The following is a 25,745-nucleotide window of genomic DNA, read 5'->3' as shown; positions in this document are numbered from 1 at the left end:
GCCCATGACCCATGATATTTCTCTGACCGAACAGGCGCGGGACGTCCTGATCACCAATGACCGAGGTAGCTATACCGTGCCAACGGCAGGGCTTTATCCCTATCAGTGGAATTGGGACAGCGCCGTGGCCGCGCTGGGTTTTGCGCAGTTTGATGTGGAACGTGCCTGGGTGGAGCTTGAGACACTGTTTCAAGGGCAATGGGCCGACGGTATGGTGCCGCATATCCTGTTTCACAAGAATGATCCGGGCTATTTTCCGGGGCCTGAGGTTTGGGGCTGTGAGGGGCCTATTTCCTCCTCTGGGATCATCCAGCCGCCGATTGCCGCGACCATGGCGCATCTGGTCTGGCAACGTGACCCGGAGATGGGCCGCCCGCGGATGGCGGCGCTTTATCCCAAAATGGTGAAATGGCACAGTTGGATCATGCGCTGGCGGTTGCATCGTGGGGCGGTCTGTACCACGCATCCGTGGGAAACCGGACGGGACAATGCGCCGGATTGGGACAAGACCATGGCACGGATGGATGCGTCCGATGTGGGAGAGTACACCCGCCGTGACACCTCCCATGTGAATGCGGAGGATCGCCCCACCAAATATGATTATGACCGCTACATCACACTGGTGCAGCTGGGGCGGCGGCTGAATTGGGATCAGGCGGCGATGTTGGCGCAGAGCCCGTTTCGGGTCGCGGATCCCACAATGACCTTCACCACGCTGCGCGCTGCGCGCGATCTTGTGAAAATGGGTGCAGCGCTGGGCGAAGACACGCAGACGCTTGAGGCGGATGTGGCGCGGCTTGAGGCCGGTGCGGCCACGCTTTGGAATGAAGAGCTTGGCGGGTTTGACAGCCGGGATGTGCACAGCGGCGAATGGGCCGGATGCCTGTCCAACGCCTCTTATCTGTGCTGGTTTGCCGGGGTGGAAAACCGCGCCATGCTGACCAAACTGCGCAGCATTATGGAGCGGGTGGCCTATCCTGTGCCCAGCAATGATCCGGATGCAGAGACCTTTGATGCGCGCCGCTACTGGCGGGGGCCGACATGGGCGATTGTCAATATGCTGATCGGCCTTGGCCTTGCGGATATGGGGCATGAAGAGGAGGCCACAGATCTGGCAAAGAAGACCGCACATCTGATCAAAGAGCACGGGTTCGCCGAGTATTTTGACCCGGCCACCGGAAGTGCCGCAGGGGGCGGTAGCTTCACATGGACAGCGGCGGTTTGGTTGGCATGGGCGGGGAAAGTCTGATGGGCAGTATCACTCTAAAAGCGGTCGAAAAGTGGTTTGGTGAGGCTCAGGTTATCAAGGGCATTGATCTGGACATTCAGGAGGGGGAGTTTGTGGTGTTTGTCGGCCCCTCGGGCTGCGGCAAATCCACCTTGTTGCGCATGATTGGCGGTCTCGAAGATATCAGTCGCGGCGTGCTTGAGATCGGTGGGCGGGATGTGACAGATCATCCGCCCAGCAAGCGCGGGCTGACCATGGTGTTTCAGTCTTACGCGCTTTACCCGCATCTGACCGTGGCTGAAAACATGGGGTTCTCGCTGAAGGTGGCGGGCGTGGCTAAGGACGAAATTGCACGGCAAGTCGGGGCGGCGGCGGAGATCCTGAAGTTGACCGACTATCTGGAGCGTCGTCCCAAAGATCTGTCCGGTGGGCAGCGTCAGCGGGTGGCGATTGGACGGTCTATTGTGCGCGATCCGACGGCCTTCCTGTTTGATGAGCCGCTGTCCAATCTGGATGCCGCGCTGCGGGTTGAGATGCGGTATGAGATCGCAAAACTGCATCAGAACCTGAAGCGCACGATGATTTATGTGACCCATGATCAGGTCGAGGCGATGACGCTGGCGGATCGGATTGTGGTGTTGGAGTATGGTCATATTGCGCAGGTGGGCACGCCGCGCGCACTGTATGAGAAGCCAGCAAACCTGTTTGTGGCGCAGTTCATTGGCAGCCCAAAGATGAACATACTGAGCTGTCGTGCGCAGGCAGGCGATAGCCAGTACGCGCTGGCCGTTGGCGGGCAGGGGGCCTTTGGCCTGCAGGGCACGGCGGAAAAAATCGGCATCCGTCCGGAGCACATTGGCATCTGTGACGCGGGGCAGGGGCAATGTGATGGCACGGTGGAGGTGATTGAATACCTCGGGGCGGACACTTTCCTGATCCTTGATGTCGGACAGGAGGATAAGGTGACGGTGCGCATCACGGGGGGGGAGATACGTCAGGTAGTGGGCGACCGGGTTGGGTTGTCTTTCCCAGCGGAGCGCGTGCATTTCTTTGATGTGCAGGGGCAGCGGTTGGAGGAGTGAGATGGTGCGAATCTCTATGCGTTGCCGGGCTATGGGGGCGGGTTGAACGGCCATATTGTGAGTGAATGGGCGGCTCTTGCGACAATAATGCACGCTTTGTGACGGGTGTTTGTCGTCAGGTAAGGGTCATTTTACGCTTTGGGTGTTTTTTGCAGCTCACCGGGCTGGGAAAAGCTGCAAAGGAGTGCTATCCCCGCCGCAGCCGGATTTGGCCATAGTTTTATTCAGACGCTGGAGAGCCCGTCATGACCCGCATCAATCGTCGTCGTTTCCTGACCATCGCCGCCGCAAGTGCGGCGCTGCCAGCCGGTGTGGCTTTGGCGGCCACTGAGACCGCCACCTGGAGCGGTGTGGCTCTGGGCGCGCCGGCACAGATGAAAATTGTCGGCATGACCGATGCGCAGGCGGCACCAATCTTTGCGCAGGTGAGCGCGGAGCTGGACCGTCTTGAGGGTATCTTCTCTCTCTATCGTGACAGCGAGCTGACCCGCCTGAACCGTGATGGCGTGCTGGGCACGCCTTCCTCCGAGATGCTGGACGTGCTGGAGCTTTCTGCCGCATTGAACCGCGCAAGCGGCGGTGCGTTTGACGCTTCTGTGCAGCCACTGTGGCTGGCCAAAGGTGGTCAGGGCGATGTGGCTGCGGCCAAAGCTCTGGTGGGCTGGGATGCGGTATCCTTTGACGCGGAAGAAGTGCGTTTTGAAACCCCTGGCATGGCGCTGACGCTGAACGGGGTGGCACAGGGTTACGTGACGGATCGTGTGGTTGCGATCCTACGCGATGCTGGGCTCACTGATGTGCTGATGGACATGGGCGAAGTGGCAGCGCTGGGCCATCGCGCGGATGGCGCGGCTTGGGTTGCGGGTGTTTCCACCCCGGCGGGCGAGATTGTTGAACGTGTGCAGCTGTCTGAGCGCGCATTGGCCACCTCTGCGCCGATGGCCACCGTTCTTGCAGGCGCGGATGCCCATATCTTTGGTCCTGATGGTGCCGAAGGTGGCGTGGCGCTGGCCTCTGTGTCTGCGCCAAGCGCAGCGGTTGCCGACGGTCTGTCTACCGCGTTGTGCCTGATGGATGCCAAAGCGGGTGCCGCAATGGTGGCGCAGTTTGAAGGTGCCAAGATCGAGGCGCTTAGCTAAGACTGACCACCCAGACCCCAGAAGTTTTTGCAACGGCCTGCACCATGGTGCGGGCCGTTTTGCATTTTGCCTTTCTTTTGAGTGCCGCTCTGAGGATTTTGCCGGCAGTTAATGTTTTTCGCCCCAGCTAAGGCTTTCATTAACCATGCGGGCGGTAATGGTTAATTCACACGGAATCGGGATATCGGCAGCGGGGGCGCTCAAACATGGTCAATGCATTGAAAACGCTTGTGAAAAACTACGGTTTTGATGAGGCGAGTTCGGCGCAGCTGAAACAGGTGGCGGACCGCGTTTCCGGGGCGCTTGAGACGGCATTTGATCCGTTTGAAGCCTTGATCCTGAGCCAGAATGACGTTTTGGCGCAGCTGGACGATATGGCTGTTCTGGCAGGCTTGCGGGCGGCCCAGAAGCAACATTGGCTGAGCTTGCTCAGCCAGGGACTTGATGCGCAATATGCAGCCTCTGTGCAGACCCTGTCGCAGATCTATTTCAAGCAGCTCCGCCTTTCAGAAGAGCTTGTGATGGCGGGATATGCGCAGGCGGCGACCCATATGCAGACGGCGTTGATTGAGCGCGCTGGCATATTTGCGAGCAAGAAGCGGCTGGCACGAGAGGCCGGGCTGTTGCTGCGCGCGTTTCAACTTGATCTGGGCGTGATCATTGACACGCATCAGGCCGCAGAGCGGGCGGTGAAAGAACGGGCGGTTGCAGAGCTTGAGCAGGCGATGGCGCGCATGGCGTGCAAGGATTTTTCCAAGGACATTCAGCCGCCGGAGGAAGGGGCCTACCCTGAGGCTCTTGAACGGGTACGGCAAGCTTTCAACACGCTGCAATCCAATATGCGGTCTGTGATCAAAGCCATCAAATATGCGACGGATGATCTTAAGCTGACGGCCAGCGAAGTGAATGATGGTGCGGATGATCTGGCGCGGCGCACGGAAACGCAGGCGGCCACGCTTGAGCGCACGGCGCAATCTCTGTCAGATATTAGCGGCAGTGTTCAGGGGGCCGCAGATGTGATGCAGCGCACGGATCAAATGATGCGCCAGACCCATGCGCAGGCCAAGACCGGGCAGGATGTCATGGTCGAAACTGTGGGCAAGATGCGCGAGATCGCAGAGAGCTCAATGCAGGTGTCTCAGATCACGACCGTGATTGATGATATTGCCTTTCAGACCAATCTTCTTGCTTTGAACGCAGGTGTGGAGGCAGCCCGTGCGGGGGAAGCCGGACGTGGGTTTGCCGTGGTGGCCTCAGAAGTGCGCAGTTTGGCGCAAAAGGCCGGGGAGGCGGCTAAGGAAATTAGTGAGTTGATCAAGCAATCGAGTGAACAGGTCGAAAGCGGCGTGGAACTGGTGGATCAGGCTGGCGTTGTGCTGGAAGATATTTTGGTGGGCGTGGAAAAAGTGGCCAATCTAAGCGCGGATGTGGCTCAGTCTAGTGGCGTGCAATCAGAAGGGCTGACGGATATTGCACAGGGTATTTCGCAACTGGACGGGGTGACACAGCAGAATGCCGCGATGGTAGAACAGACAGCTGCCGCCGTGGGCAGCATGTTGCGAGACACGGCGCAGGTGTCAGAAATGGTGCGCGGATTTGCTTTGCGTTCGGCGGATGAAGATATGCCGGTAGAGATCTTTGCCAGCACCCGCGCGGCGTAGTTACCCGCTATGCCTCGCGCCAAATGCACTAGGCCCTAGTACCGCGACGATTTGCGGTGCATCAACGCCACGCTGTGTTTGGTAGTCTAGCCTGCGGATCTCTTCATCTGAAAGGGGCACGAGATGGACGATCGGTTGCGGGTTTTCTCCGAAGGTTTTCGGATTTTTTTCCTGTCTGCAGGAGTGTTTGGCTGTCTGGCGATGACGCTGTGGTGGTTGTGGCTGGCGGATGTGCATGCGTTCTGGGAGACTAGCGCGATGATGCCACAACACTGGCACGCCCATGAAATGATCTTTGGCTATGCGGCGGCGATTGGTGGGTTTTTCCTCACGGCGGTGCCCAATTGGACCAACTCCCGTGGCGCGGGCAGCGCATTCATTTTTACTGTTTTTGCGCTTTGGCTGTTGGGGCGCGGAGCGGTGTTGCTTGCCGCTGCTGTGCCGCCGATGTTGGTGATGGTGCTGGATTTGCTATTCCTGCCGGTTCTGTCTGGGCAGGTGCTGCTGCAGTTGCTCAAAAAGCCAAAGCCGCAGAACCTATTGTTTCTGATCATGCTTTCGGCGCTTTGGTGTAGTAATCTGCTTGTGCATTTGGAGTGGGTCGGGCTGACGGAAGATACGGCAGAAGTCGGGTTGCGGGGCGGTTTGATGACTTTGGCGGCGTTGATCGGCGTTCTGGGTGGGCGTGTGACGCCGACATTTACGCGCAATGCGATGAAGCGGCAGGGCATAGCCGAACAGGAGCTCCCGGCGACAGCCCCGCTGCTGGACAAAGCCTGTATTCTTTCAGCAGTGTTGTTGCCATGGGCGGTTTTGAGCGGGGTGACATGGCTGGGTGCTGGAGTGGCGTTTTTTGCCGCCTGTGTACAGGCGCTGCGGCTGGCGGGCTGGAAGGGACTTTGGACGTGCAGTCAGCCGATTTTGTGGTCGTTGCATCTGGGTATGGCATTTCTGGCGCTGGGCCTGCTGCTTTGGGGGCTGGCGGGCTTCGGGCTGGGCGATGAGCTTGCCGGGCTGCATGTGCTGGCGATTGGCAGCGTTGGCGGCATGACGCTGGCGGTGATGAGCCGGGCGGTGCTGGGCCATACGGGACGGGTTTTGCAGGTGCCTGTGGCGGTCGCCTGGGGCTTTGGCGCGATGGCGTTCTCGGCTGTTGTGCGCTGGGTTGGGCAGAGCGTCTGGCTGGATCTTTACAGCGTCACGCTGACGCTTTCGAGCCTGAGCTGGATTGTGGCAATGGGGCTGTTTCTGGCCGCGATGGGCCGCATGATGTTTGCGGCCCGTGTGGATACGGCTGGCTAGGGACCTGCCTTTGTGCGGAGGGGGATCAGGTTTTCTTGCTGTCGTCGATGATGGTGAGCTGTGCGACGCCACTTTCACCCAGATCAATAGTCGCGAAGGGGCCGCCGATGCACATCTGTGCCAGATCCGTGGGATCGGCTGGTGCCGCCTCGGCGAGGATCTTCTCGGCGAATTGCTCGGCGTTGTCCTGCGGTTTGTAGCCGATGTGGCCTGCGCCTAGGTTGTGCACCGGGGCGCGGTCGTTGTTGGAGATACCATAGACAATGGAGCACCCCACCGTCTGTGCAGAGATGGCGGCGCGGACCAGACGGATCAGATCGTCGTAGCTGAGCCATGTGGAGAGGGAGCGGGGGCTGACCACCTGTGCGCAGGAGAAGATGCGCATGTGTACGCTTTCGACCCCGCGTTTGTCCCAATACATTCGTCCCAGATCTTCGGCGAAACATTTGGAGAGACCATAGTAGCTGTCGGGGCGGTGGGGGGCATCCAGACCGATGTTGTCGGCGATGCGATGCATGCCAACAGCATGCACGGAGCTGGCATAGACCACACGGCGCACACCGTTGAGATGTGCCGCTTCCCAGACGTTATAGGCACCGATGATGTTGGATTGTAAAATATCATCAAAGGGCGCTTCATCCCCAATGGCGCCAAAATGCACAACCATATCGGCACCCTTGAGCACCTCTGTCATGGCGGCGAGATCGCTGAGATCGGCCTTTACGTAGGTTTCGCCCTCATAGAGCGTGCCGATATCATCAGTGATGTCTGTTGAGACCAGTTCCTCCGCCATCTGTGTGAGCGGCTCGCGCAGGTAGGAGCCAAGCCGACCAGCGGCGCCGGTGAGGACGAGTTTTTTTATCATTGGGGCGCTTTCATTTGTGCAAGAAGCGCGTCTGCGCCCTTGGCGAGAAGGCCTGCGTCTGAGCCGCAGGCGACAAAGGTAAAGCCAGCCTGCACCAGTTTGCGGGCGAAGGTCACATCGCCCACCATGGTGCCCGCGGGCATTTTTTTGCTCATCAACCGCATGGCGGCAGGCAGGATCTGTGCCCAGACATCATCGTGCATCGGCTGGCCGATCAGGCCCATGTCTGCGGCGATGTCATCGGGGCCAAAGAAAATGCCATCCACGCCTTCGGTGTTGGCGATGGCTTCGATGTTGTTCAGAGCCTGCAGGGATTCCACCTGCAAGAGCACGGCAGTCTGGTCTTCAACCGTGTGGGCATAGGCCGTGTTGCGTCCGAAATCAGAAGCCCGTGTGGTGCCGGCGAAGCCGCGTGTGCCCCTTGGGGCATAGCGGGTGGCGGCCACGGCGGCAGCGGCCTCTTCTGCGGTTTGCACCATCGGAAACAGGAGGCCCGGCGCGCCAAGATCCAGCAGGCGTGTCACTTTGACCGGATCTTTCCAGTCGGGCCGCACAATGGCGGTGCTGGCGTAGCCATGGCAGGCCTGCAACTGAGCGGTCACATCGGAAATTTCAGCGGCGCTGTGCTCCATATCCAGCAGCAGCCAGTCATATCCCGCCCCTGCAACCACTTCTGTGGTGAGCGCATCAGCCAAGGTGACCCAGAGGCCAATTTGGGGTTTGCCATCACGCAGGGCTTTCAGGAACGGGTTATGGGTCATCAGATCACGGCCTTCTCAACAATGGGATCATTGTTAAGTACACGCTCAAAGGTAAACGGAGACATATCCAGCGCACGATATTCGCCATATGTCAGCCATTCGGCGACGGCGCGGCCCATTGCGGGGCTTTGTTGCAGGCCGTGACCAGAGAAGCCGTTCTGAAAAATGAAGTTCTCCACATCAGGGTGGGGGCCGAGGATGGCGTTCTGATCGAGCGTGTTGAAGGCGTAGTGGCCGGTCCATTCCGTCACCACTTTGATCGCTTCAAACTGTGGGATGCGGGTGGCGATGATGGGCCAGACATGATCCTGCCAGCGGTTGTGATCCATATGGAAATCATCAAAGGCCACAGCCGGATCCGGATCCGGCGCTGCGCCTGCAAGATAGGTTGTTGGGCCATCCTGACGGAAATGTACGCCGGAGGGGTCAATTGTCAGCGGCAGGTCCATGGGCAGGGGCTCTTCGGCAGAGAAGATCCATGTGAAGCGTTTGCGTGGCTCAACGGGCATATGAATGCCGGCCATTTCAGAGGTACGCGCGGCGCGCGGGCCGGAGGCGTTCACCACCTGACCACAGGAGACCACATCCCCGGAGGCCAGTGTGACGGAGGTGATCCGTCCCCCTTCGCGTGCCATGGCGACCACTTCGCCCTGCACATATTCCACCCCGCGCTCGCGCGCGGAACGGCGGAACCAGTCAAACACCACGCCGCCATCCCAATAGCCTTCGTCCTTGGTGTTGATGGAGCCGAGCAGGATGTCGTCCAGATTGTAGAACGGATAGCGTGCGACGATCTCTTCTGCGGTCAGAAGTTCGGTTTCTGCACCGGCGGCGCGCTGGACTTTCTGGTTTTCGCGGAGTGTGTTGGCAAAGCCTTCGCTGTCGGCCAGGTAGAGGTAGCCGTAGTTCTGGATCTCAACATTTGGCACGCGCTCATCCGCGCCCATGTGCGCGCGCAGGTTTTTCACAAACTCCGCCGCAAACTGGGAAATCTGCACATTCAGCGTGTTGGAGAACTGTTGGCGGATACAGGAGTTGGTGTGGGCGGTGGAGCTGAACTCATAGGTGGGATCTTTTTCCACCACCAGCACGGAGCCTGTAAAATCTGGGTTGTCGGACAAGAACCATGCGGTGGAGGATCCCATGATCGCTCCACCGATGATGACGACATCATAGGTTGATTTGGTTGGCTTTGTGGCCATGGCGCCTGCTGCCATTAGAAGGTCTCCCCCAGTTTTGCCCGTGTGAGGACATCGGCGATCACCTCGCCGGATAGGTTGTAATGCTGTGCCGCATGTTCCGGGGTGATGTAGCCAAGGGCGAGATCGCGTTTGACCAATTCCGGGTCGCGGGCCTTTGGGTTACCGTAGCCCGCACCGCCGGGAAAGCCCATTTGCACAATTGTGCCATGTGGGATGAATTGCTTGCCCTTGCCCCGCACGGCTTCGCCATCTGAACGCGCCAAAGTGGTGGCACCGCCTGCCAGACCATTGCGGCGGCCAAGGGCCGGGTGATCCACGCGGTCGAGCATCAGGGAGATGTCAAATTCATGGCCTTCGCGGGCGCCAACATCCATGTATTGCCCCAGCCCGCCGCGATATTCCCCTGCGCCGCCACTGTCTTCGCGCAGCTCTTTGCGCCAGATCATCACCGGGCCGACCTGTTCGGTGGCTTCCACAGGCATTGTCATCACACCAGAGGGGAAAGCGGTGGCGTTCATGCCATCCAGCGTGGGGCGCGCGCCGGATCCGCCGGAGTTGAAGGTCAGCACTTCGGCGCGTGTGGCATCGGCTGGTGCCGGGCCATCGGTGCGCGGGCGCAGGGAGACCTGAAAGTTGCACAGGCAGCCGGCGCCTTCGGCAGGCACAAGGCCGGGCAGCAATTTGTCCAGTGCGTTATACACGGTATCAGGCACCATATGGCCAATCACATGGCGCAATGCCACCGGGGCCGGGAACTTGGCGTTGACGATGCTGTTGTCCGGCGCCGTGATTTCGAACGGCGCCAGCGAGGCGGCATTGTTGGGGATTTCCGGCGCGATGGCACATTTCAGCGCATAACAGGCGTAGGCCTTGGTATAGACCAGAGGCACGTTGATGCCTTTTTTATCGAGACCTGAGGTGCCGTCCCAATCGCTCAGAATGCGGTCTTTTTCGATGTGGACCGTCACGTGCAGATCAATCGGCGCATCATAGCCGTCAATGCGCAGATGGCCTGCGGCGCTGCCCGGGGTGAGCGCATTGATGCGCGCGAGCGTGGCGGCGCGGGAGTTGGTCAGGATGAAATCGGAAATGCCGGTGAGATCGGTGAGAGAGAATTCCTCCACCATATCAATCAGGCGGCGGTGGCCGATGTCGTTGCTGTTGGCCAGCGCATAGATGTCACCCACCAGCTGATCCGGTTCGCGCACATTGCCGCGGATGATGGACAGAAGGGTCTGATCCACGCGGCCACGATCGGCAAACTTCATGATCGGCAGATAGAGCCCTTCTTCGTGGACGTCATTGGCATCCGCACCAAAACCGCGCCCCCCGATGTCGGTGACATGGGCTGTGCAGGCAAAGAACCCAATCAGTTTGCCGCCATAAAAGGAGGGTGTGACCACGGTGATGTCATGTTTGTGCCCGGTGCCTTCCCAAGGGTCGTTGGTCAGGTAAACGTCGCCTTCAAACATGTTGTCTGCGCCAATGCGGCGAATGAAATGACCCACGGCATCGGCCATGGCATTGACATGGCCCGGCGTGCCGGTGACCGCCTGCGCCAGCATCTCGCCCGTGGCATTATACACCCCAGCGGACAGATCACCGGCCTCCCGCACGGAGGTAGAGAAGGCCGTGCGTACAAGGGCCTGAGCCTGTTCTTCCACAACGGAGATCAGGCGGTTCCACATGACCTGATAGGCGACTTTGCTGTGCTCGCTCATTGGGATGTCTCCTTGGTGCGCACGTCCAGCGTGCCGTCGGCATGGGTCAGAACTTCGCGGCTTGCGGGCACGACAACGGTGGTCTCATCCTCTGTGACGAGAGCTGGACCCTGAGCGATGTGACCCGGGGGGAGGGCGGTGCGCGTAAGCACGGCGGCCTCTACGGTCTGGGCGAGGGCCGGGTCAAACAGCGGCCGGGTGGCCGTGGTCGCGACTGCGGTGAGTGCGCCTGCCTCCGTGAGTGGTGTGATGGCCGCTTGATCGGTGTAGGCGTTGACGCTCCAGACGGTGATTTCCACTTCCATGCCCTCAACCGCGCGGCCAAAAAGGGCCTCGTAGTCGGCCTCAAACAGGTGCAGGAAGGTGGCTGCGTCGGGGGCTGCGGCCTGTTCAGCGGTCAGGGCAATCGGAATTTCCCAGCCCTGTCCGGCGTAGCGCATGTAGATTTTATGATCGCGCAGGATTTCAGCCTCGGCGTCACAGCTGCGCACAAAGCGGGTGGCCTCTTGTGACATATCGGCAAACAGCGCCTGCACTTTGGCTGGGTCAAAATCGCTCAGGCGCATAAAGACAGAGCGGTTGGCCTCAAAGCTGAAAGGCGCGCGCAGAAAGCCGATGGCAGAGCCCACACCCGCGCCCTGAGGCACAAGACAGCGCGACACGCCAAGTTTTTCACAGAGGCGTGCAGCATGCAGCGGCGCGGCCCCGCCAAAGGCGATCATGGTGTAGTCGCTGAGGTCTTCGCCATTTTCCACCGCATGCACGCGGGCGGCGTTGGCCATGTTTTCATCCACCACTTCGGCAAGACCAAAAGCGGCTTCGGTGGCGCCCATATCCAATGTTTGGCCGATGGTATTGTGCAGCGCTTTGGCGGCGTTGTCCGGGTGCAGCGGGATGGAACCGCCCGCGAAATTTTGCGGATCCAGCTTGCCAAGGATCAAGTCGGCATCAGTGACGGCCGGATTTTCCCCGCCGCGTCCGTAGCAGGCCGGGCCGGGTTCGGATCCTGCGCTTTCTGGGCCGACGCGGATCTGGTTCATGCCATCCACATGGGCAAGAGAGCCACCGCCTGCGCCAATTTCCACCATGTCGATCACGGGAATGGAAATTGGCATGCCGGAGCCTTTTTTGAACCGGTAAGTGCGGGCCACCTCAAACACGCGGGCGGTTTTGGGGGTCTGGTCTTTGATCAGGCAGATTTTGGCCGTGGTGCCCCCCATGTCAAAGGAAAGCACCTTGTTGAGACCGTGTTTAGCGGCCACATCGGCGGCAAAGATTGCGCCCCCTGCAGGGCCGCTTTCCACCAGGCGCACGGGGAAGTCAGCCGCGCTTTCCAGAGACATGATGCCGCCGCCGGAATGCATGAGGAACACCGGGCAGGCCGCGCCTTCATCGGCCAGACGGTCTTTCAGCCTTCCGAGGTAGGATTTGATCAGAGGCTTGATGTAGGCATTGGCAATGGTGGTGTTGAAACGTTCATATTCACGCATCTGCGGCGAGACTTCGCAGGAGAGCGAAACCATCACATCTGGCAGTTTTTCGGCCAGCACCTCGGCAATCAGGCGTTCGTGGGTGTCGTTTACATAGGAGTGCAACAAGCCGACGGCGATGCTTTCATAGTTTGCGGCGCGCAGGTCTTCGGCCAGGGCTTCAACCTCTTGCAGCGCCAGTGGCGTCAGGCGGTTGCCATTGGCATCCATACGCTCATTGACAACATAGCGGCGGTTGCGTGGCAACAGCGGTTCGGGCAGCGTGAGGTTGAGATCATATTGCTCAAAGCGGCTTTCGGTGCGCATTTCGATCACGTCGCGAAAGCCCTTGGTTGTGATCAGTGCAGTCTTGGCGCCGCGTCGCTCAATCAGCGCATTGGTGGCCAGCGTGGTGCCGTGAATGATCTGAGAAATCGCTGAAGGGGTTACACCTGCTTTGGCGCAGACCTGATGCATGCCGTCCACGATGGCGTTTTCCGGTGCGGCGTAGGTGGTCAACACTTTGGTGGAAAATCGGTTTTCACCAATTTCCAAAACCACATCGGTGAAGGTGCCGCCAATGTCGACGCCTAAACGGGCGGGGTGCGCATGCATGTGGATAGTCCTTCCAGGGATCGTTGCGATCAGGCTATCCGCAGGCGGGAGATGAAATCCAATTATTAGATTGGATAAAATGCATAAATAAAATTTATCCTATGTTGGGGGGCTTTGGCGAGCTTCACGGAGTTTGGCCGGTGGGCTTGTGTAGAATGGCGGCCTTTGCATGTGTCTGAGCTACCTCCTGTGCGATCTGCGCCGCCGCGCGCACAAAGCTGGGACAGGTCTCCGCGTCAAAGCGTGCAGCAAAGATGAGCGCGTCCGGCACCCAGAGATAGCGCAGCGGGCGCAGTGTGTCTTTTGAGAGGTCTTCGCGCAGCATCGCCTCGGGCAGGCAGGCCACACCCAGACCGTCGCGGGTCATCTGAAGGCATGCGGCCAGATTGGAGGAGGAGACATGGCGCACGGAAATTTCCGGCGCGGCAGCGAAATGCTCCTGCATCTGGTTGTAGGGAATGGTGCCTCGCGCATGGGTTAGAATGGGGTGGCGGGCCAGATCACGCAGAGAGAGGACATGTGTGCCGAGCTCCAGTCGGGGGCTGGCGACCCAGAGCATGGGCAGGGGGCCAAGGGTTTCTATGCCGGTGGTCTGGCGTTCAAAGGGGCCGTTTTGCAATGCGAGGTCGAGCCGCCGTTCGGCCAGTGCGCGGGATAGATTGGCGGAGACATCGACAGTTAGGTCAACATCGATATTCGGAAAGCGGGTTTTCAACGCCGTGAAAAACGAACCAAGCCAGGAATGCACGATCATCTCTGTCACGCCGATCCGCAGGGTGCCCTCAAACAGGCCGTCATCGTTAGCAGTGAGCAACAGCGTGTCCATTGCGCGCAGCACATTGCGTGCCTCCTTAAGGAGGGTTTCCCCCATAGGAGTTAGGCGCACAGAGCCAGCATCTCGGACCATCACCACATGACCCAACTGCGTTTCCAATGCCGCAATGCGGGTCGAGATATTGGGTTGTGTGGTGTTGAGGCGATCGGCAGCACGACGGAAGCTGCCGAGGTCTGCCACGGCTGTAAAGGCTTCGAGCTGTTTGAAGGTGATTTGTGCCAAGAGGGCCTCTTTCCGACTGCGCGCGCTGCCACATTAGGAGAGCTGCGCGATGAAGGGAAGCAGCTAGGAAAGTGTTATTTATTTTTAAATGTTTAGCTAGCCGTTCGCCGTATTTCTTAAAATATCCGTTGCAATTATTGGACCGTTCCAATTAGGGTTTGCGCAACTAAATTGGATCGTTCCAATTGTGATTCAGATAGGCCAAGAGTAAATGAGAGGAAGAAGGCAATGCGTTGGATTTTTGTGGGTGCGAGCACCATTGCCTCCCAATACATGCTTGGTGCGGTGCGTGCGCAGGGCGATGAGGTTGTCTGGGTTGTCAGCGGCTCCGCCGAGCATGGGGCAGCATGGGCAGAAGCGCATGACATTGCGCGGGCGACAACTGATCTTGCAGAGGCGCTGGCCGACGCGCGCTGTGAGACTGTATATGTCTCCTCCACTAATGAAAAACATCTGCCGCAGGCGATGGCCGCGATTGAAGCGGGCAAGCATGTGCTGTGTGAAAAGCCCCTGGCGATGACCGTGGGGGAGGCCGCAGGCATGGTGCAGGCCGCCGATGCGGCGGGTGTGACCTTTGCCACCAACCATCATTTGCGGTGTTCCGGCACCCATCAAGCCGTGCGGGATCTGATCGCGACAGGAAAAATCGGCAATGTGCTGTCTCTGAGAATTTTTCATGCGGTGCATTTGCCACCGCATTTGCAGGGCTGGCGGATCAATGATGCGGCCGCAGGAGGCGGTGTGATCCCAGACATCACTGTGCATAATGCGGATGTGACGCGGTTTCTCTTGGGGGAGGATCCCAAAACAGTTGTGGCGCAGATGGGGGCTTCGGGCATGGGCGACGGCGTTGAAGACAGCGCCATGTCTGTCTGGACCATGCCCAGTGGCGCCATGGTGATGAGCCATGAAAGTTTCACCCATCCGTTTTCCGGAAGCGGGCTTGAGGTGCATGGCACTGAAGGCTCTATTTTTGCGCGAGGTGTGATGACACAGGAGCCGGTGGGCGATGTGGAACTGGTTACGGCGGAAGGGCGTCTGGACGTCGAGGTGTCCCGTCACAATCTCTATGAGCATGGCGTTGCCGCCTTTTGTGCAGCCGTCAAAGGCGAGGGACGCCCAGCTGCGGACGGCGTGGATGGCATCAAATCGCTGGCGGTTGCCATGGCTGTGCGCGACGCGGCGGCACAGGGGGCTGCGGTTGATGTGGACTATGGAGGTGTGGCGTGAGCAAGGTTGTTTCTCCGAGCCAAGCAGTTTCACAGATCAGAGATGGCGCGGTTGTCTCGGTCTCGTCGAGTTCTTCACTTGGTTGTCCCGATCTGGTGCTCAAGGCGATTGGAGCACGATTTGAGGCAGAAGGGCATCCGCAGAACATCACGTCGCTGCATCCGATTGCGGCGGGCGACATGTATGGCGTCAAAGGCATGGATTACCTCGCGCAGGATGGCCTGTTGCGCCGCGTGATTGCGGGCTCTTATCCTTCCGGCCCCTCAAGTCTTGAGATGCCGGAAATCTGGAAGATGATCGTTGAGGATCGGGTCGCCGCCTACAATGTGCCATCGGGCATCATGTATGACATGCACCGCGAAGCGGCGGCGCGGCGTCCCGGCGTGTTGACCAAAGTGGGGTTGCAGACGTTTGTGGACCCGATCCGCGAAGGCTGTGCGATGAATGAAAAAGCCGCCGCTGCGCCGATTGTGTCGCGGACTGAATTTGGCGGCGAAACATGGCTGCATTTTCCCAATATTGCGCCGGATGTCTGCATTCTGCGGGCGACCACGGCGGATGAACATGGCAACCTGACTTATGAACATGAAGGTGCCTATCTGGGGGGGCTGGAACAGGCGATTGCCGCGCGCAACAATGGCGGGCTGGTGATTGCGCAGGTGAGCCGCGTGACCATGCGGGGCAGTTTGCGGCCGCATGACGTGCGGGTGCCGGGGCATCTGGTGGATCTGGTGGTGTTGGATCCGGATCAGAAACAGACCTGTGAGACCCCATATGATCCGGCGATTTCCGGGCAGGTGATGCGCCCTTGGGACAGTTTCACTCTGGCGGAGTATGGTGTTGAAAAGGTCATCGCGCGACGAGCCGCGATGGAGCTTTCTCAGGGGCAGACCGCCAATCTGGGCTTTGGCATCAGCGCTATGGTGCCGCGTGTCTTGCTGGAAGAAGGCCACCCGGAGGCGGTGACCTGGGCGATTGAACAAGGCGCTGTTGGGGGCGTGCCACTCACGGGATTTGCTTTCGGTTGTGCCTCCAATGCGGACGCATTTGTGCCGAGCCCCCAACAGTTTATTTATTTTCAGGGGGGCGGATTTGACATGGCTTTCCTGTCCTTCCTTGAGGTCGATGTGGAGGGCAATGTGAATGTCTCCAAACTGGGCAAGAAACCCTATCTGACGGCGGGATGCGGCGGTTTTGTCGACATCACCGCGCGCGCGAAGAAGATTGTCTTTAGCGGCTGGTTTGAAGCGGGCGCGCAGATGGATCTGAGCGAAGAGGCTCTGCGCGTAGCCAAACCGGGCAAATTCACCAAAATGGTGGATCAGGTGGAACATGTGACCTTCTCTGGCGCGCGTGCGCGGGAGACCGGGCAAGAGGTGCTCTATATCACCGAACGCTGCGTGATCCGACTGATCGATCAGGGGCTGGTGGCCACGGAAATCATGCCGGGCATTGATGCGCAGGCGGATATCGTCGGCGTGACCGAAGGCCGCGTGACGGTGGCGGAAAACGCCCAGTTGATGGACAAGCGTCTGTTGGCACAGGCGCCGATGGGGCTGGTGCTGTGAGCGGTGTGCGCCTTGACATACAGGCGGGTGTTGCGACGCTCACGCTTGAAAATGAGACAAAGTTCAACGCGCTGGACATGGCGATGCTGGCCGATCTGGAGCGTCACGTCGTGGATTTGGAGAAAGACCGTGCGGTTCGGGGGGTGGTGCTCACCGGTGCAGGGCAGAAGGCCTTTTGCAGCGGGGCGGACATTGCCGCCTGGGGCAACTTAAGTCCGGCAGAATTTGCGCGACACTGGGTGCGGGATGGGCATCGTCTGTTTGATCGCATCGCGACGCTGAGCAAACCCACCATTGCGGCGATCAATGGGCATGCATTTGGCGGCGGTCTGGAGCTCGCGGCTGCCTGCGACATCCGCCTTATGACACCCAAAGCCACTTTGGCCTTACCAGAAGCGCGGCTGGGTATTGTGCCGGGATGGTCGGGCACGCAGCGGCTTGTGACCGGGTTGAATGCGCCGCTGGTCAAGGAGATGGCGCTGTTTGGGCGACGGATTACGGCGGAACGCGCCCATCAGAGCGGGTTTGTGGCCGAGATCGCCGAGGATGTGAAGGCGCGCGCTGCGGAGATCGCGCAGGCGCAACAGGAGCTGTCGCCGCGGGCGGTGGAAATTGCCAAGACCATGATCCTTGCAGGCAGCGGTGAAGACAGCCGGGCGATGATTGAGGCGCTGGGCAGTGCAGCGGCGGCAGCGGCAGAGGATCGCAACGAAGGGGTGGCGGCGTTTTTGGAAAAGCGCAGCGCGACATTCACAGGGAACTGAATGATGAATGATTTGTCGATTAGGGCATCGGTAGGATTTGAACCAGCCAAAGAAGTGTTTGCCGGGCAGCATCTGATTGATGGCGCGTGGGCAGACAGTGCGAGCGGGGCGACGTTTGAGCGGGTGTCCCCGAGCCACGGCGTTGTGGTGAGCCGCTGTGCAGAGGGCAGTGCAGCGGAGGCCAACGCGGCCATCGCGGCGGCGCGAACAGCCTTTGACAGCGGTGTCTGGAGCCGCATTTCCGGCAAGGAGCGCGCGGCGGTCCTGCTGAAGGTGGCGGATCTGATCGAGGCCAATGTGGAGCGGATCACGCTGCAGGAGGTGCTGGAGAGCGGGAAGCCGATTGCGCAGGCGCGCGGTGAAGTCTCTGGCGCAGCAGATCATTGGCGCTATGCGGCCAGTCTGGCGCGAGGTGTGCATGGGGACAGCCATGACACGCTGGGCGCTGATATGGTGGCGATGGTGTTGAAACAGCCGATTGGCGTTGTTTCGATCATCACCCCGTGGAACTTCCCGTTCTGGATCCTGAGCCAGAAGTTGCCTTATGCGCTGGCGGCGGGCTGTACCTGTGTTGTCAAACCCTCTGAGATGACTCCGGCCAGCACGGTGATGCTGGGTGAGCTTCTGATAGAAGCGGGACTTCCGGCTGGTGTGTGCAATATCGTGCTCGGCTATGGCGATCCGGTTGGCAGCGTGATGTCCACGCATAAGGATGTGGATATGGTGAGCTTCACCGGCTCCACACGGGTGGGCAAGCTGATCAGCAAGGTGGCGGCGGAGACGCTCAAGAAGGTTGCGCTGGAACTGGGCGGCAAGAATGCGCAGGTGATTTTCCCGGATGCCGATCTGGATGAGGCCGCAGATGCGGTGGTGTTCGGGACCTATTTCAACGTTGGTCAGTGTTGCAATGGCTCCAGCCGGATCATCGTGCATAAGGACATTGCCGAGGATTTTGTGGCCCGTGTTGTCGCCCTGTCGCGCGATGTGCGCTTTGGCGACCCGATGGATGAAGCCACGCAGGTGGGCGCGATTGTGACCGCCGCGCATAACGCGCAGATCCACAAACATGTGCAGGCTGCGCAGGCCGCCGGTGCCAAGCTGGCATTGGGGGGCGGGCCATTGGTTGTGGATGGATTGAGCGATCAATTTTATCAACCAACTGTTTTAATTGATGTGAGCGCTGACATGGGGGCTGCACAAGATGAAATTTTTGGTCCAGTGTTGTCGGTGATGACATTTGACTCGCTGGAGGAGGCGGTCGCTTTGGCCAATGGAACGGATTACGGCCTGTCCGCCGGGGTGTGGAGCAGCAATATGCACATCTGTCTGGAGTTCAGCCGCCGCGCGGAGGCGGGCACGGTTTGGACCAACACCTGGATGGATGGCTATCCTGAGGTGACCTTTGGAGGTGCTAAGCAATCAGGTCAGGGGCGGGAAATTGGCCGCTATGGGTTTGAGGAATTCTTTGAGGTGAAATCTGTTGTGATGCGTGTGGGAGAGAAGAGCCGCGCACGGTGGGTGACCAAGGAGACATAAATTCAAAAGAAATTCGCAGATAGGGAGGAAACAATATGCGAGTTTTCACAAAGACTAAGGGTGCCATTGTTGGCGCATTGCTGGCCAGCACCAGCATGGCGCAGGCTGCAGATGTGGAGGTTCTGCACTGGTGGACATCTGGTGGTGAAGCGGCGGCGCTGAACGTGCTGAAGCAGGATCTGGAAGGCCAGAGCGTTGGCTGGCAGGATATGCCGGTTGCCGGTGGCGGTGGTGAGCAGGCGATGACCGTATTGCGCGCGCGTGTCACAGCCGGCAACCCACCAACTGCTGTACAGGCGCTGGGCTTTGATATTCTGGACTGGGCCGATCAGGGGGCCTTGGCCAACCTGAATGATGTCGCGGCCAAAGAAGGTTGGGACGAGGTTGTGCCGGATGCGCTCAAAGCCTTTGCCAAAGCCGATGGCAAATGGGTGTCTGCGCCGGTGAATGTGCACTCCACCAACTGGGTCTGGGCCAACAAGGCGGTTCTGGATGCCAATGGCATTGCACAGCCCACATCCTGGGATGAGTTTGTTTCCGCTGTGGAAGCTCTGAAAGCGGCGGGTGTCACCCCAATCGCGCATGGCGGACAAGCTTGGCAGGATGCCACTGTGTTTGACGCGGTTGCGATGGGGGCATTGGGCCCGGATGGCTACAAAGCGGCCTTCATTGATCTGGACAGCGCGACGCTGGGCAGCGATGCGATGAAAACCGCCTTTGATCGCATGGCCTTTATCCGTGAAAATGTGGATGACAACTTCTCTGGCCGTGACTGGAACCTCGCAACCGCGATGGTGATCAACGGTGAAGCCGGTTTCCAGATGATGGGCGACTGGGCCAAGGGCGAGTTCCTGAACGCGGGCAAAGTGCCGGGTGAGGACTTCCTGTGCTTCCGCTTCCCGGGGACCGCAGAGCAGGTGACCTTCAACGCGGACCAGTTCATGATGTTTGATCAGGGCGGTGAAGTGTCTTCCGAGCAGGCGGCGCTTGCCAGCGCGATCCTGTCGCCAAGCTTCCAGTCTGCGTTCAACGTGGTGAAAGGCTCTGTGCCTGCGCGTACCGATGTGTCGGATGCAGATTTTGACGCCTGCGGCAAGCAGGGCATGAAAGATCTCGCGGCGGCGGCTTCCAGCGGCAACCTGTTTGGTTCCATGGCACATGGCCACGCAGCGCCAGCGTCGGTGAAAAATGCGGTGTACGATGTGGTGACTGCGCATTTCAACGGCGAGTATGACAGCGAGACTGCTGTGCAGGAGCTCGTGGATGCGGTTGAAATCGCTCAGTAAACCCTAGGTTTCCTTAGAGTTACCTCCCCGGGCGGGGTCGCCACTTTAGACCCCGCCTTTGAATTTGGCCTTTGGCCCTCTCTCTCGTTCCTGCCATCAAGGAGGACGCGTAATGGCGCAGTCTGCCAACGCGGATCTTAAAACCCGTCTACAGAACTGGATTCCGAAGCTGGTGTTGTCACCATCGCTGGCGGTGATCCTGGTGTTCGTCTACGGCTTCATCCTGTTTTCCGTCTATCTGAGCTTCACCGACAGTCGTATTCTGCCGTCTTATGGCTGGGTCGGCTGGGAGAACTATTCCAAGCTGTGGCGCCTGAGCCATTGGGAAATCTCGCTCACCAATATGGGGATCTTTGCCCTGCTGTATATCACGCTCTGTACAGCGATTGGCTTGGGGCTGGCGATCTTCCTTGATCAGAAAATTCGCGGCGAGGGCATGTTGCGCCCGCTCTATCTCTATCCGATGGCGCTGTCGTTTATTGTGACTGGTACGGCATGGAAGTGGTTTCTGGATCCGGGCATCGGCCTTGAAAACGTGATGCACACCTGGGGCTGGGAGAGCTTCCAGTTCGACTGGATCAAAAACCGCGACTACGCGATTTACACTGTGGTGCTGGCGGCGGTCTGGCAAACCTCGGGCTTTGTCATGGCGATGTTTCTCGCCGGGCTGCGCGGCATCGACAATGAAATTCTGAAAGCCGCACAGATGGATGGGGCCAGCAACTGGAATCTCTATCGTCGGATCATCATTCCGCAGCTGCGCCCGGCGTTTCTGTCGGCTTTTGTGATCCTAAGCCACCTGGCGATCAAGACCTTTGATCTGGTGATCGCTCTGACAGGTGGGGGGCCGGGGCGGGCCACGGAGCTGCCTGCGACCTTCATGTATTCCTATACGTTCACGCGCAACCAGATGGGGATCGGATCGGCCTCGGCCACGATCATGCTGATGGCGATTGCCGCAATTATGGTGCCTTACCTCTACTCCGAACTGCGGGAGAAACGCTGATGTCTGTGGCCACACAAGATACCGCCATTCGCACCGGACGCGTGACCCGCACGCTGATCTATGTGGTGCTTATCCTCTTTGCCCTTTTCTATCTTCTGCCGCTGTATGTGATGCTGGTGAATTCAGTGAAGCCGCTGGAGGAAATCACCGGTGGGGGCATGATGAGCCTGCCCGATGCCTTTACGATTGAACCCTGGAAACAAGCCTGGGCCAGCGCGCAGATCGGGGTCGAGCCAACCGGGCTGAAACCCTATTTCTGGAACTCCATCAAAATGGTGGTGCCAGCGGTGGCCATTTCCACGGTGCTGGGCGCGCTGAATGGCTATGTGCTGACGAAGTGGCGTTTCAAAGGGGATACGATCCTCTTTGGCCTGATGCTGTTTGCCTGCTTTATCCCGTTTCAGATCGTTCTGATCCCGATGGCACGGATGCTGGGGCTGATGGGTCTCGCCGGGTCTACCTATGGGTTGTCCTTTGTGCATATCGTCTTTGGGATCGGTTTCACCACGCTGTATTTCCGCAACTACTACGCGGTGTTCCCAACCGAACTGATCCGGGCGGCGCAGATTGATGGGGCGGGGTTCTTCCAGATCTTCTGGCGTATCCTGTTGCCAAGCTCTGGCCCGATCGCGGTGGTCAGCGTGATCTGGCAGTTCACCAACATCTGGAATGACTTCTTGTTTGGGGCCTCTTTTGCCGATGCGAGCAGCCAGCCGATGACGGTGGCGCTCAACAATCTGGTGCAGTCCTCAACGGGCGTCAAAGAATACAACGTGCATTTCGCAGGGGCGATCCTCGCGGCAATGCCCACTCTCTTCGTCTACATCGTGGCCGGTCGGTACTTCGTGCGCGGTCTGATGGCGGGCTCTGTAAAAGGATAAGACTTCATGGGCTTTCTCGACATTGACAACGCAACCAAATCTTATGGTGCTGTCGAAGTGCTGCACAATGTGGACATCTCCGTGGAGGAGGGGGAGTTCCTTGTGCTGGTGGGGCCATCCGGCTGTGGTAAATCCACCCTTCTGAACATGATCGCCGGGCTGGAGGACATCACCAGCGGTGAGATCCGCATCAAGGATCGGGCGATGAATGGGGTGCACCCGTCCAACCGCAATATCGCAATGGTGTTTCAGTCATACGCGCTCTACCCCAATATGACCGTTGGCCAGAACATCACCTTTGGGCTTGAAATGCATGGCGTGCCAAAGCCTGAGCGGCAAAAAGCCATGCAGGAGGTGGCCAAGCTTTTGCAGATTGAGCAGTTGCTGGACCGCAAGCCCGGCGCGCTGTCTGGGGGGCAGCGGCAGCGGGTTGCCATGGGGCGCGCATTGGTCCGGGATCCGGATGTGTTCCTGTTTGATGAGCCGCTCTCAAACCTTGATGCGAAACTGCGTGTGGATATGCGCACGGAGATCAAGAAACTGCATCAGAAACTGGGCACCACCATTGTCTATGTGACCCATGACCAGATCGAGGCGCTGACGCTGTCGACGCGGATTGCGGTGATGAATGGTGGCTATGTGCAGCAATTGGGCACCCCGCAGGAGATCTATGATCAACCGGCCAATATCTTTGTTGCCACCTTCATGGGATCGCCGGCCATGAATGTGCTGCCCGCGAAGGTGGTGATGCAGGAAGGGCGTCCGGCGGCGCAGATTGAACTGTCAGATGGCAGTGCCGCGGTATTGCCCTTCAGTCAGGACAATCTGGCGAGCTATGAAGGGCAGGAGATCCTGCTGGGCATTCGACCAGAGACCATCACCGACCCTGACAGTGCGGATCGCAAATCCAGCAATATTGCCGAGATCAGCAATAAGATCGAGGTGACCGAGCCTGCGGGTTCAGACACTTTTGTGTCGATGCAACTGGGTGGGCGCGATGTGATTTCGCGGATGCGGTCGGATGTGCCGGTGCAACCCGGTGAGATGTTCACCTTTGCCGTAAATATGGAAAAGGCCGTGGCCTTTGATCCTCAGACGGAAGCACGGATTGCCCCCTGATGCAGGCCGATGTTGTGATCATTGGCTCCGGCATTGGCGGGGCCACCATGGCGGCTGCGCTGGCGCCAAGCGGCAAGCGGGTTGTCGTGCTGGAACGCGGCGAGGCGCTGCGTCCCAGCGCGGCAGACCGCGATGCGCAGGCGATCTTTGCGCGGGGGCATTATCGGCCGGATGAGACCTGGCTGGACGGGCAGGGCAAGGCCTTCTCTCCCGGCAATTATTACAACATTGGTGGCAACTCGAAATTCTATGGCGCGGTGATGCTGCGCTATCGGGAAGCGGATTTCGCGCCAGTGGTGCATCAGGGCGGGACAACCCCCGGCTGGCCCATCGGGTATCAGGATCTTGCATCCTATTACGACACGGCGGAGCAGCTTTTTAAGGTGCGCGGTGCGGCGCAGGAAGATCCGACGGATCCGCCACGGGCGCAGGCGCTCCCCTTTGAGGCTGTGCCAGATGAACCCGACATTGCCACCCTGCGGCAGCGTTTGACGGAGGCTGGGCTGCGGCCTGCGTCATTGCCGCTGGCGGTGGATATTGAGCAATGGCTGTCAGGCGGGGCCACCACATGGGATGCTTTCCCCAATACGCGCGGTGGCAAACAGGATGGCGAAACCGTGTTGCGCGCGGCACAGGCGCGCGGAGCTGTTGACGTTCTGACTGGCTGTGAGGCGGAATATCTTGAGCTGGACACGGTCGGACGTGTGGCCGCAGTGGCCTACCGTCAGGAGGGCAGTCGCAAGCGGATTGCTGCGCCGGTTGTGGTGCTGGCGGCGGGCGCGGTGCAATCCGCCGCGTTGCTGCTGAGATCTGCACAAGCCGGGGCAGAGACAGGCGTCGCCAATCGGTCTGATCAGGTGGGGCGCAACTTCATGAACCACAATTGCTCGGCGGTTTTGGCGTTGCATCCGCTGCGCCGCAATCGCGCGGTCTATCAAAAAACGCTGATGCTCAATGATTACTACCACGGAGACGGTCAGGGGGGCGCGCCACTTGGTAACGTGCAGATGCTTGGCAAGATCACCGGGGACATTCTCGCGGCAAGCTCTGGCATGCCGAAGGGCATTGCACGCTGGATCGCGGCGCGCAGTTTTGATTTCTATGCAATGAGTGAAGATCTGCCGCATCAGGACAGCCGGGTGACTGTTTCAGGTGGGCAGATCACGCTGGCCTGGCAACGGACCAATTGGGCGGCGCATCAGGCGCTGGTTGCGCAGCTTAAGCGTAAGCTCAAACAGGCCGGGTTTCCGGTGGTGCTGTCCAAGCCTTTTGATAAATCCACACCGTCCCATCAATGTGGCACCGCGCGGATGGGAAGTGACCCCGTCACCAGCGTGGTGGATGGATATTGTCGCAGCCACGATCACCCCAATCTTTTTATTGCCGACGCCTCTGTTCTGCCGACGTCCGCTGCGGTGAACCCGGCGCTGACCATTGCGGCGCTGGCCTTGCGGTCTGGGCAGCACATTCTTGAAACGGAGCTTGCGACATGAGTGGAGTGGCACTGATCACTGGCGGGCAGCAGGGCATTGGGCTTGGCGTCGCCAAAGCGCTGAAAGAGGCGGGGTTTTCCATCGCGATCGCGTCTCTGCCAGAGCGGGATGCACCGGCGGTGCAGCAGGCGATCAAAGCGCTCGGCGGTGATGCGGCCTATTTTTGTCATGACGTGCGCGACGTGGCGGCGGCCCCTGCGCTGTTGGAGCAGGTGGAGGCGGCGCTTGGGCCGGTGACCACCTTGGTCAATAACGCAGGGGTTGGCGCACCCGTGCGGGGTGATCTGCTCGATCTGAAGCCGGAGAACTGGGATTTTGTGCAGAACGTCAATCTGCGTGGCGCGTTTTTTCTGACGCAGGAGGTGGCGCGCCGGATGTTGGCGCAGGAGGGCGCGGCCTACCGTTCCATCAGCTTTGTCACCTCTGTCAGCGCCACAATGGCGAGCCCGGAGCGGGGAGAATACTGCGTTTCAAAAGCAGGCGCGGCGATGATGACACAGCTGTTCGCGCTGCGGTTGGCGGCGGATAATATCGGAGTGTTTGAGCTGCGCCCCGGTGTGATCGCCACGGAGATGACGGCGGGTGTGAAAGACAAATACGACGCAAGAATCGCGGATGGATTGGTCCCAGCGGGGCGCTGGGGACAGCCTGAAGATATCGGAAAAATGGTGGTGCCACTGGCGCAGGGTCAGATGGCCTATTGCAGCGGGTCGGTGATCCGGGCGGACGGTGGTCTGTCGATTGCGCGGCTGTGAGGAAC

General features: G+C 59.4%; 21 protein-coding genes. 15 read left to right on the top strand and 6 right to left on the bottom strand.

Annotation, left to right across the window (positions count from 1 at the left end; all coding sequences use genetic code 11):
• Positions 1-4 precede the first annotated feature (4 nt).
• The 5 genes from J7382_RS10955 (at position 5) to J7382_RS10935 (ending at position 6,412) form a co-directional block, all read left to right on the top strand.
• On the top strand, positions 5-1,249 hold the full coding sequence (locus J7382_RS10955; protein WP_209069064.1) for a hypothetical protein: 1,245 nt from the start codon (positions 5-7) through the stop codon (positions 1,247-1,249).
• Complete coding sequence (gene ugpC / locus J7382_RS10950) at positions 1,249-2,310, top strand: sn-glycerol-3-phosphate ABC transporter ATP-binding protein UgpC (protein WP_209069063.1); 1,062 nt, start codon at positions 1,249-1,251, stop codon at positions 2,308-2,310. The genes J7382_RS10955 and ugpC (J7382_RS10950) overlap by 1 nt, the downstream gene beginning before the upstream one ends.
• 245 nt (positions 2,311-2,555) lie before the next feature.
• Positions 2,556-3,449 carry an FAD:protein FMN transferase gene (locus J7382_RS10945; RefSeq protein WP_209069062.1) on the top strand — a complete coding sequence of 298 codons (894 nt, stop codon included), beginning with the start codon at positions 2,556-2,558 and terminating at the stop codon, positions 3,447-3,449.
• Positions 3,450-3,655: 206 nt separating this feature from the next.
• Complete coding sequence (locus J7382_RS10940; protein ID WP_209069061.1) at positions 3,656-5,110, top strand: globin-coupled sensor protein; 1,455 nt, start codon at positions 3,656-3,658, stop codon at positions 5,108-5,110.
• Positions 5,111-5,233: 123 nt separating this feature from the next.
• Positions 5,234-6,412: an NnrS family protein gene (locus J7382_RS10935; RefSeq protein ID WP_209069060.1), complete on the top strand. Its 1,179-nt coding sequence runs from the start codon at positions 5,234-5,236 to the stop codon at positions 6,410-6,412.
• Positions 6,413-6,437: 25 nt separating this feature from the next.
• Here the strand turns inward: J7382_RS10935 and J7382_RS10930 are convergent, their stop codons facing one another.
• From J7382_RS10930 to J7382_RS10905, 6 genes are all read right to left on the bottom strand, one after another.
• Positions 6,438-7,274, bottom strand: coding sequence for an NAD(P)-dependent oxidoreductase (locus tag J7382_RS10930; RefSeq protein WP_209069159.1), 837 nt, complete (start codon positions 7,272-7,274; stop codon positions 6,438-6,440).
• The gene (locus J7382_RS10925) at positions 7,274-8,038 is read right to left on the bottom strand and encodes an aldolase/citrate lyase family protein (RefSeq protein ID WP_209069059.1); all 765 of its coding nucleotides are present in this window, start codon (positions 8,036-8,038) and stop codon (positions 7,274-7,276) included. The genes J7382_RS10930 and J7382_RS10925 overlap by 1 nt, the downstream gene beginning before the upstream one ends.
• A complete protein-coding gene (locus J7382_RS10920) occupies positions 8,038-9,255 on the bottom strand; it encodes an FAD-binding oxidoreductase (protein ID WP_247744952.1) in 1,218 nt (405 codons plus the stop codon). Before J7382_RS10920 ends, J7382_RS10925 begins: the two co-directional genes overlap by 1 nt.
• The gene (locus tag J7382_RS10915) at positions 9,255-10,961 is read right to left on the bottom strand and encodes a hydantoinase B/oxoprolinase family protein (RefSeq protein WP_209069058.1); all 1,707 of its coding nucleotides are present in this window, start codon (positions 10,959-10,961) and stop codon (positions 9,255-9,257) included. Before J7382_RS10915 ends, J7382_RS10920 begins: the two co-directional genes overlap by 1 nt.
• Positions 10,958-13,045 (bottom strand): hydantoinase/oxoprolinase family protein, encoded by a 2,088-nt coding sequence (locus tag J7382_RS10910; protein ID WP_209069057.1) that lies wholly within the window; start codon positions 13,043-13,045, stop codon positions 10,958-10,960. The genes J7382_RS10915 and J7382_RS10910 overlap by 4 nt, the downstream gene beginning before the upstream one ends.
• A gap of 124 nt (positions 13,046-13,169) precedes the next feature.
• Positions 13,170-14,102 carry a LysR family transcriptional regulator gene (locus J7382_RS10905; protein ID WP_209069056.1) on the bottom strand — a complete coding sequence of 311 codons (933 nt, stop codon included), beginning with the start codon at positions 14,100-14,102 and terminating at the stop codon, positions 13,170-13,172.
• 228 nt (positions 14,103-14,330) lie between these two features.
• Here J7382_RS10905 and J7382_RS10900 point away from each other — a divergent pair, with 228 nt between their 5' ends.
• The 10 genes from J7382_RS10900 (at position 14,331) to J7382_RS10855 (ending at position 25,740) form a co-directional block, all read left to right on the top strand.
• A complete protein-coding gene (locus J7382_RS10900; RefSeq protein WP_209069055.1) occupies positions 14,331-15,332 on the top strand; it encodes a Gfo/Idh/MocA family oxidoreductase in 1,002 nt (333 codons plus the stop codon).
• Positions 15,329-16,900 (top strand): CoA-transferase, encoded by a 1,572-nt coding sequence (locus tag J7382_RS10895; RefSeq protein WP_209069054.1) that lies wholly within the window; start codon positions 15,329-15,331, stop codon positions 16,898-16,900. Before J7382_RS10900 ends, J7382_RS10895 begins: the two co-directional genes overlap by 4 nt.
• On the top strand, positions 16,897-17,664 hold the full coding sequence (locus J7382_RS10890; protein ID WP_209069053.1) for an enoyl-CoA hydratase/isomerase family protein: 768 nt from the start codon (positions 16,897-16,899) through the stop codon (positions 17,662-17,664). The genes J7382_RS10895 and J7382_RS10890 overlap by 4 nt, the downstream gene beginning before the upstream one ends.
• 3 nt (positions 17,665-17,667) lie before the next feature.
• Complete coding sequence (locus J7382_RS10885; protein WP_209069052.1) at positions 17,668-19,200, top strand: aldehyde dehydrogenase family protein; 1,533 nt, start codon at positions 17,668-17,670, stop codon at positions 19,198-19,200.
• 35 nt (positions 19,201-19,235) lie between these two features.
• The gene (locus J7382_RS10880) at positions 19,236-20,486 is read left to right on the top strand and encodes an ABC transporter substrate-binding protein (RefSeq protein WP_209069051.1); all 1,251 of its coding nucleotides are present in this window, start codon (positions 19,236-19,238) and stop codon (positions 20,484-20,486) included.
• A 112-nt stretch (positions 20,487-20,598) separates the two neighbouring features.
• The gene (locus J7382_RS10875) at positions 20,599-21,492 is read left to right on the top strand and encodes a sugar ABC transporter permease (protein ID WP_209069050.1); all 894 of its coding nucleotides are present in this window, start codon (positions 20,599-20,601) and stop codon (positions 21,490-21,492) included.
• The gene (locus tag J7382_RS10870) at positions 21,492-22,373 is read left to right on the top strand and encodes a carbohydrate ABC transporter permease (protein ID WP_209069049.1); all 882 of its coding nucleotides are present in this window, start codon (positions 21,492-21,494) and stop codon (positions 22,371-22,373) included. The genes J7382_RS10875 and J7382_RS10870 overlap by 1 nt, the downstream gene beginning before the upstream one ends.
• A gap of 6 nt (positions 22,374-22,379) precedes the next feature.
• Positions 22,380-23,492 (top strand): sn-glycerol-3-phosphate ABC transporter ATP-binding protein UgpC, encoded by a 1,113-nt coding sequence (gene ugpC, locus J7382_RS10865; RefSeq protein WP_209069048.1) that lies wholly within the window; start codon positions 22,380-22,382, stop codon positions 23,490-23,492.
• Positions 23,492-24,985, top strand: coding sequence for a GMC family oxidoreductase (locus tag J7382_RS10860; protein ID WP_209069047.1), 1,494 nt, complete (start codon positions 23,492-23,494; stop codon positions 24,983-24,985). The genes ugpC (J7382_RS10865) and J7382_RS10860 overlap by 1 nt, the downstream gene beginning before the upstream one ends.
• Positions 24,982-25,740 (top strand): 3-ketoacyl-ACP reductase, encoded by a 759-nt coding sequence (locus J7382_RS10855; RefSeq protein ID WP_209069046.1) that lies wholly within the window; start codon positions 24,982-24,984, stop codon positions 25,738-25,740. The genes J7382_RS10860 and J7382_RS10855 overlap by 4 nt, the downstream gene beginning before the upstream one ends.
• The last annotated feature ends 5 nt before the right edge of the window (positions 25,741-25,745 follow it).

Source organism: Shimia sp. R11_0 (assembly GCF_017744035.1).
Taxonomy (GTDB): domain Bacteria; phylum Pseudomonadota; class Alphaproteobacteria; order Rhodobacterales; family Rhodobacteraceae; genus Shimia; species Shimia marina.
This window is presented reverse-complemented; position numbering and strand designations above follow the sequence as displayed.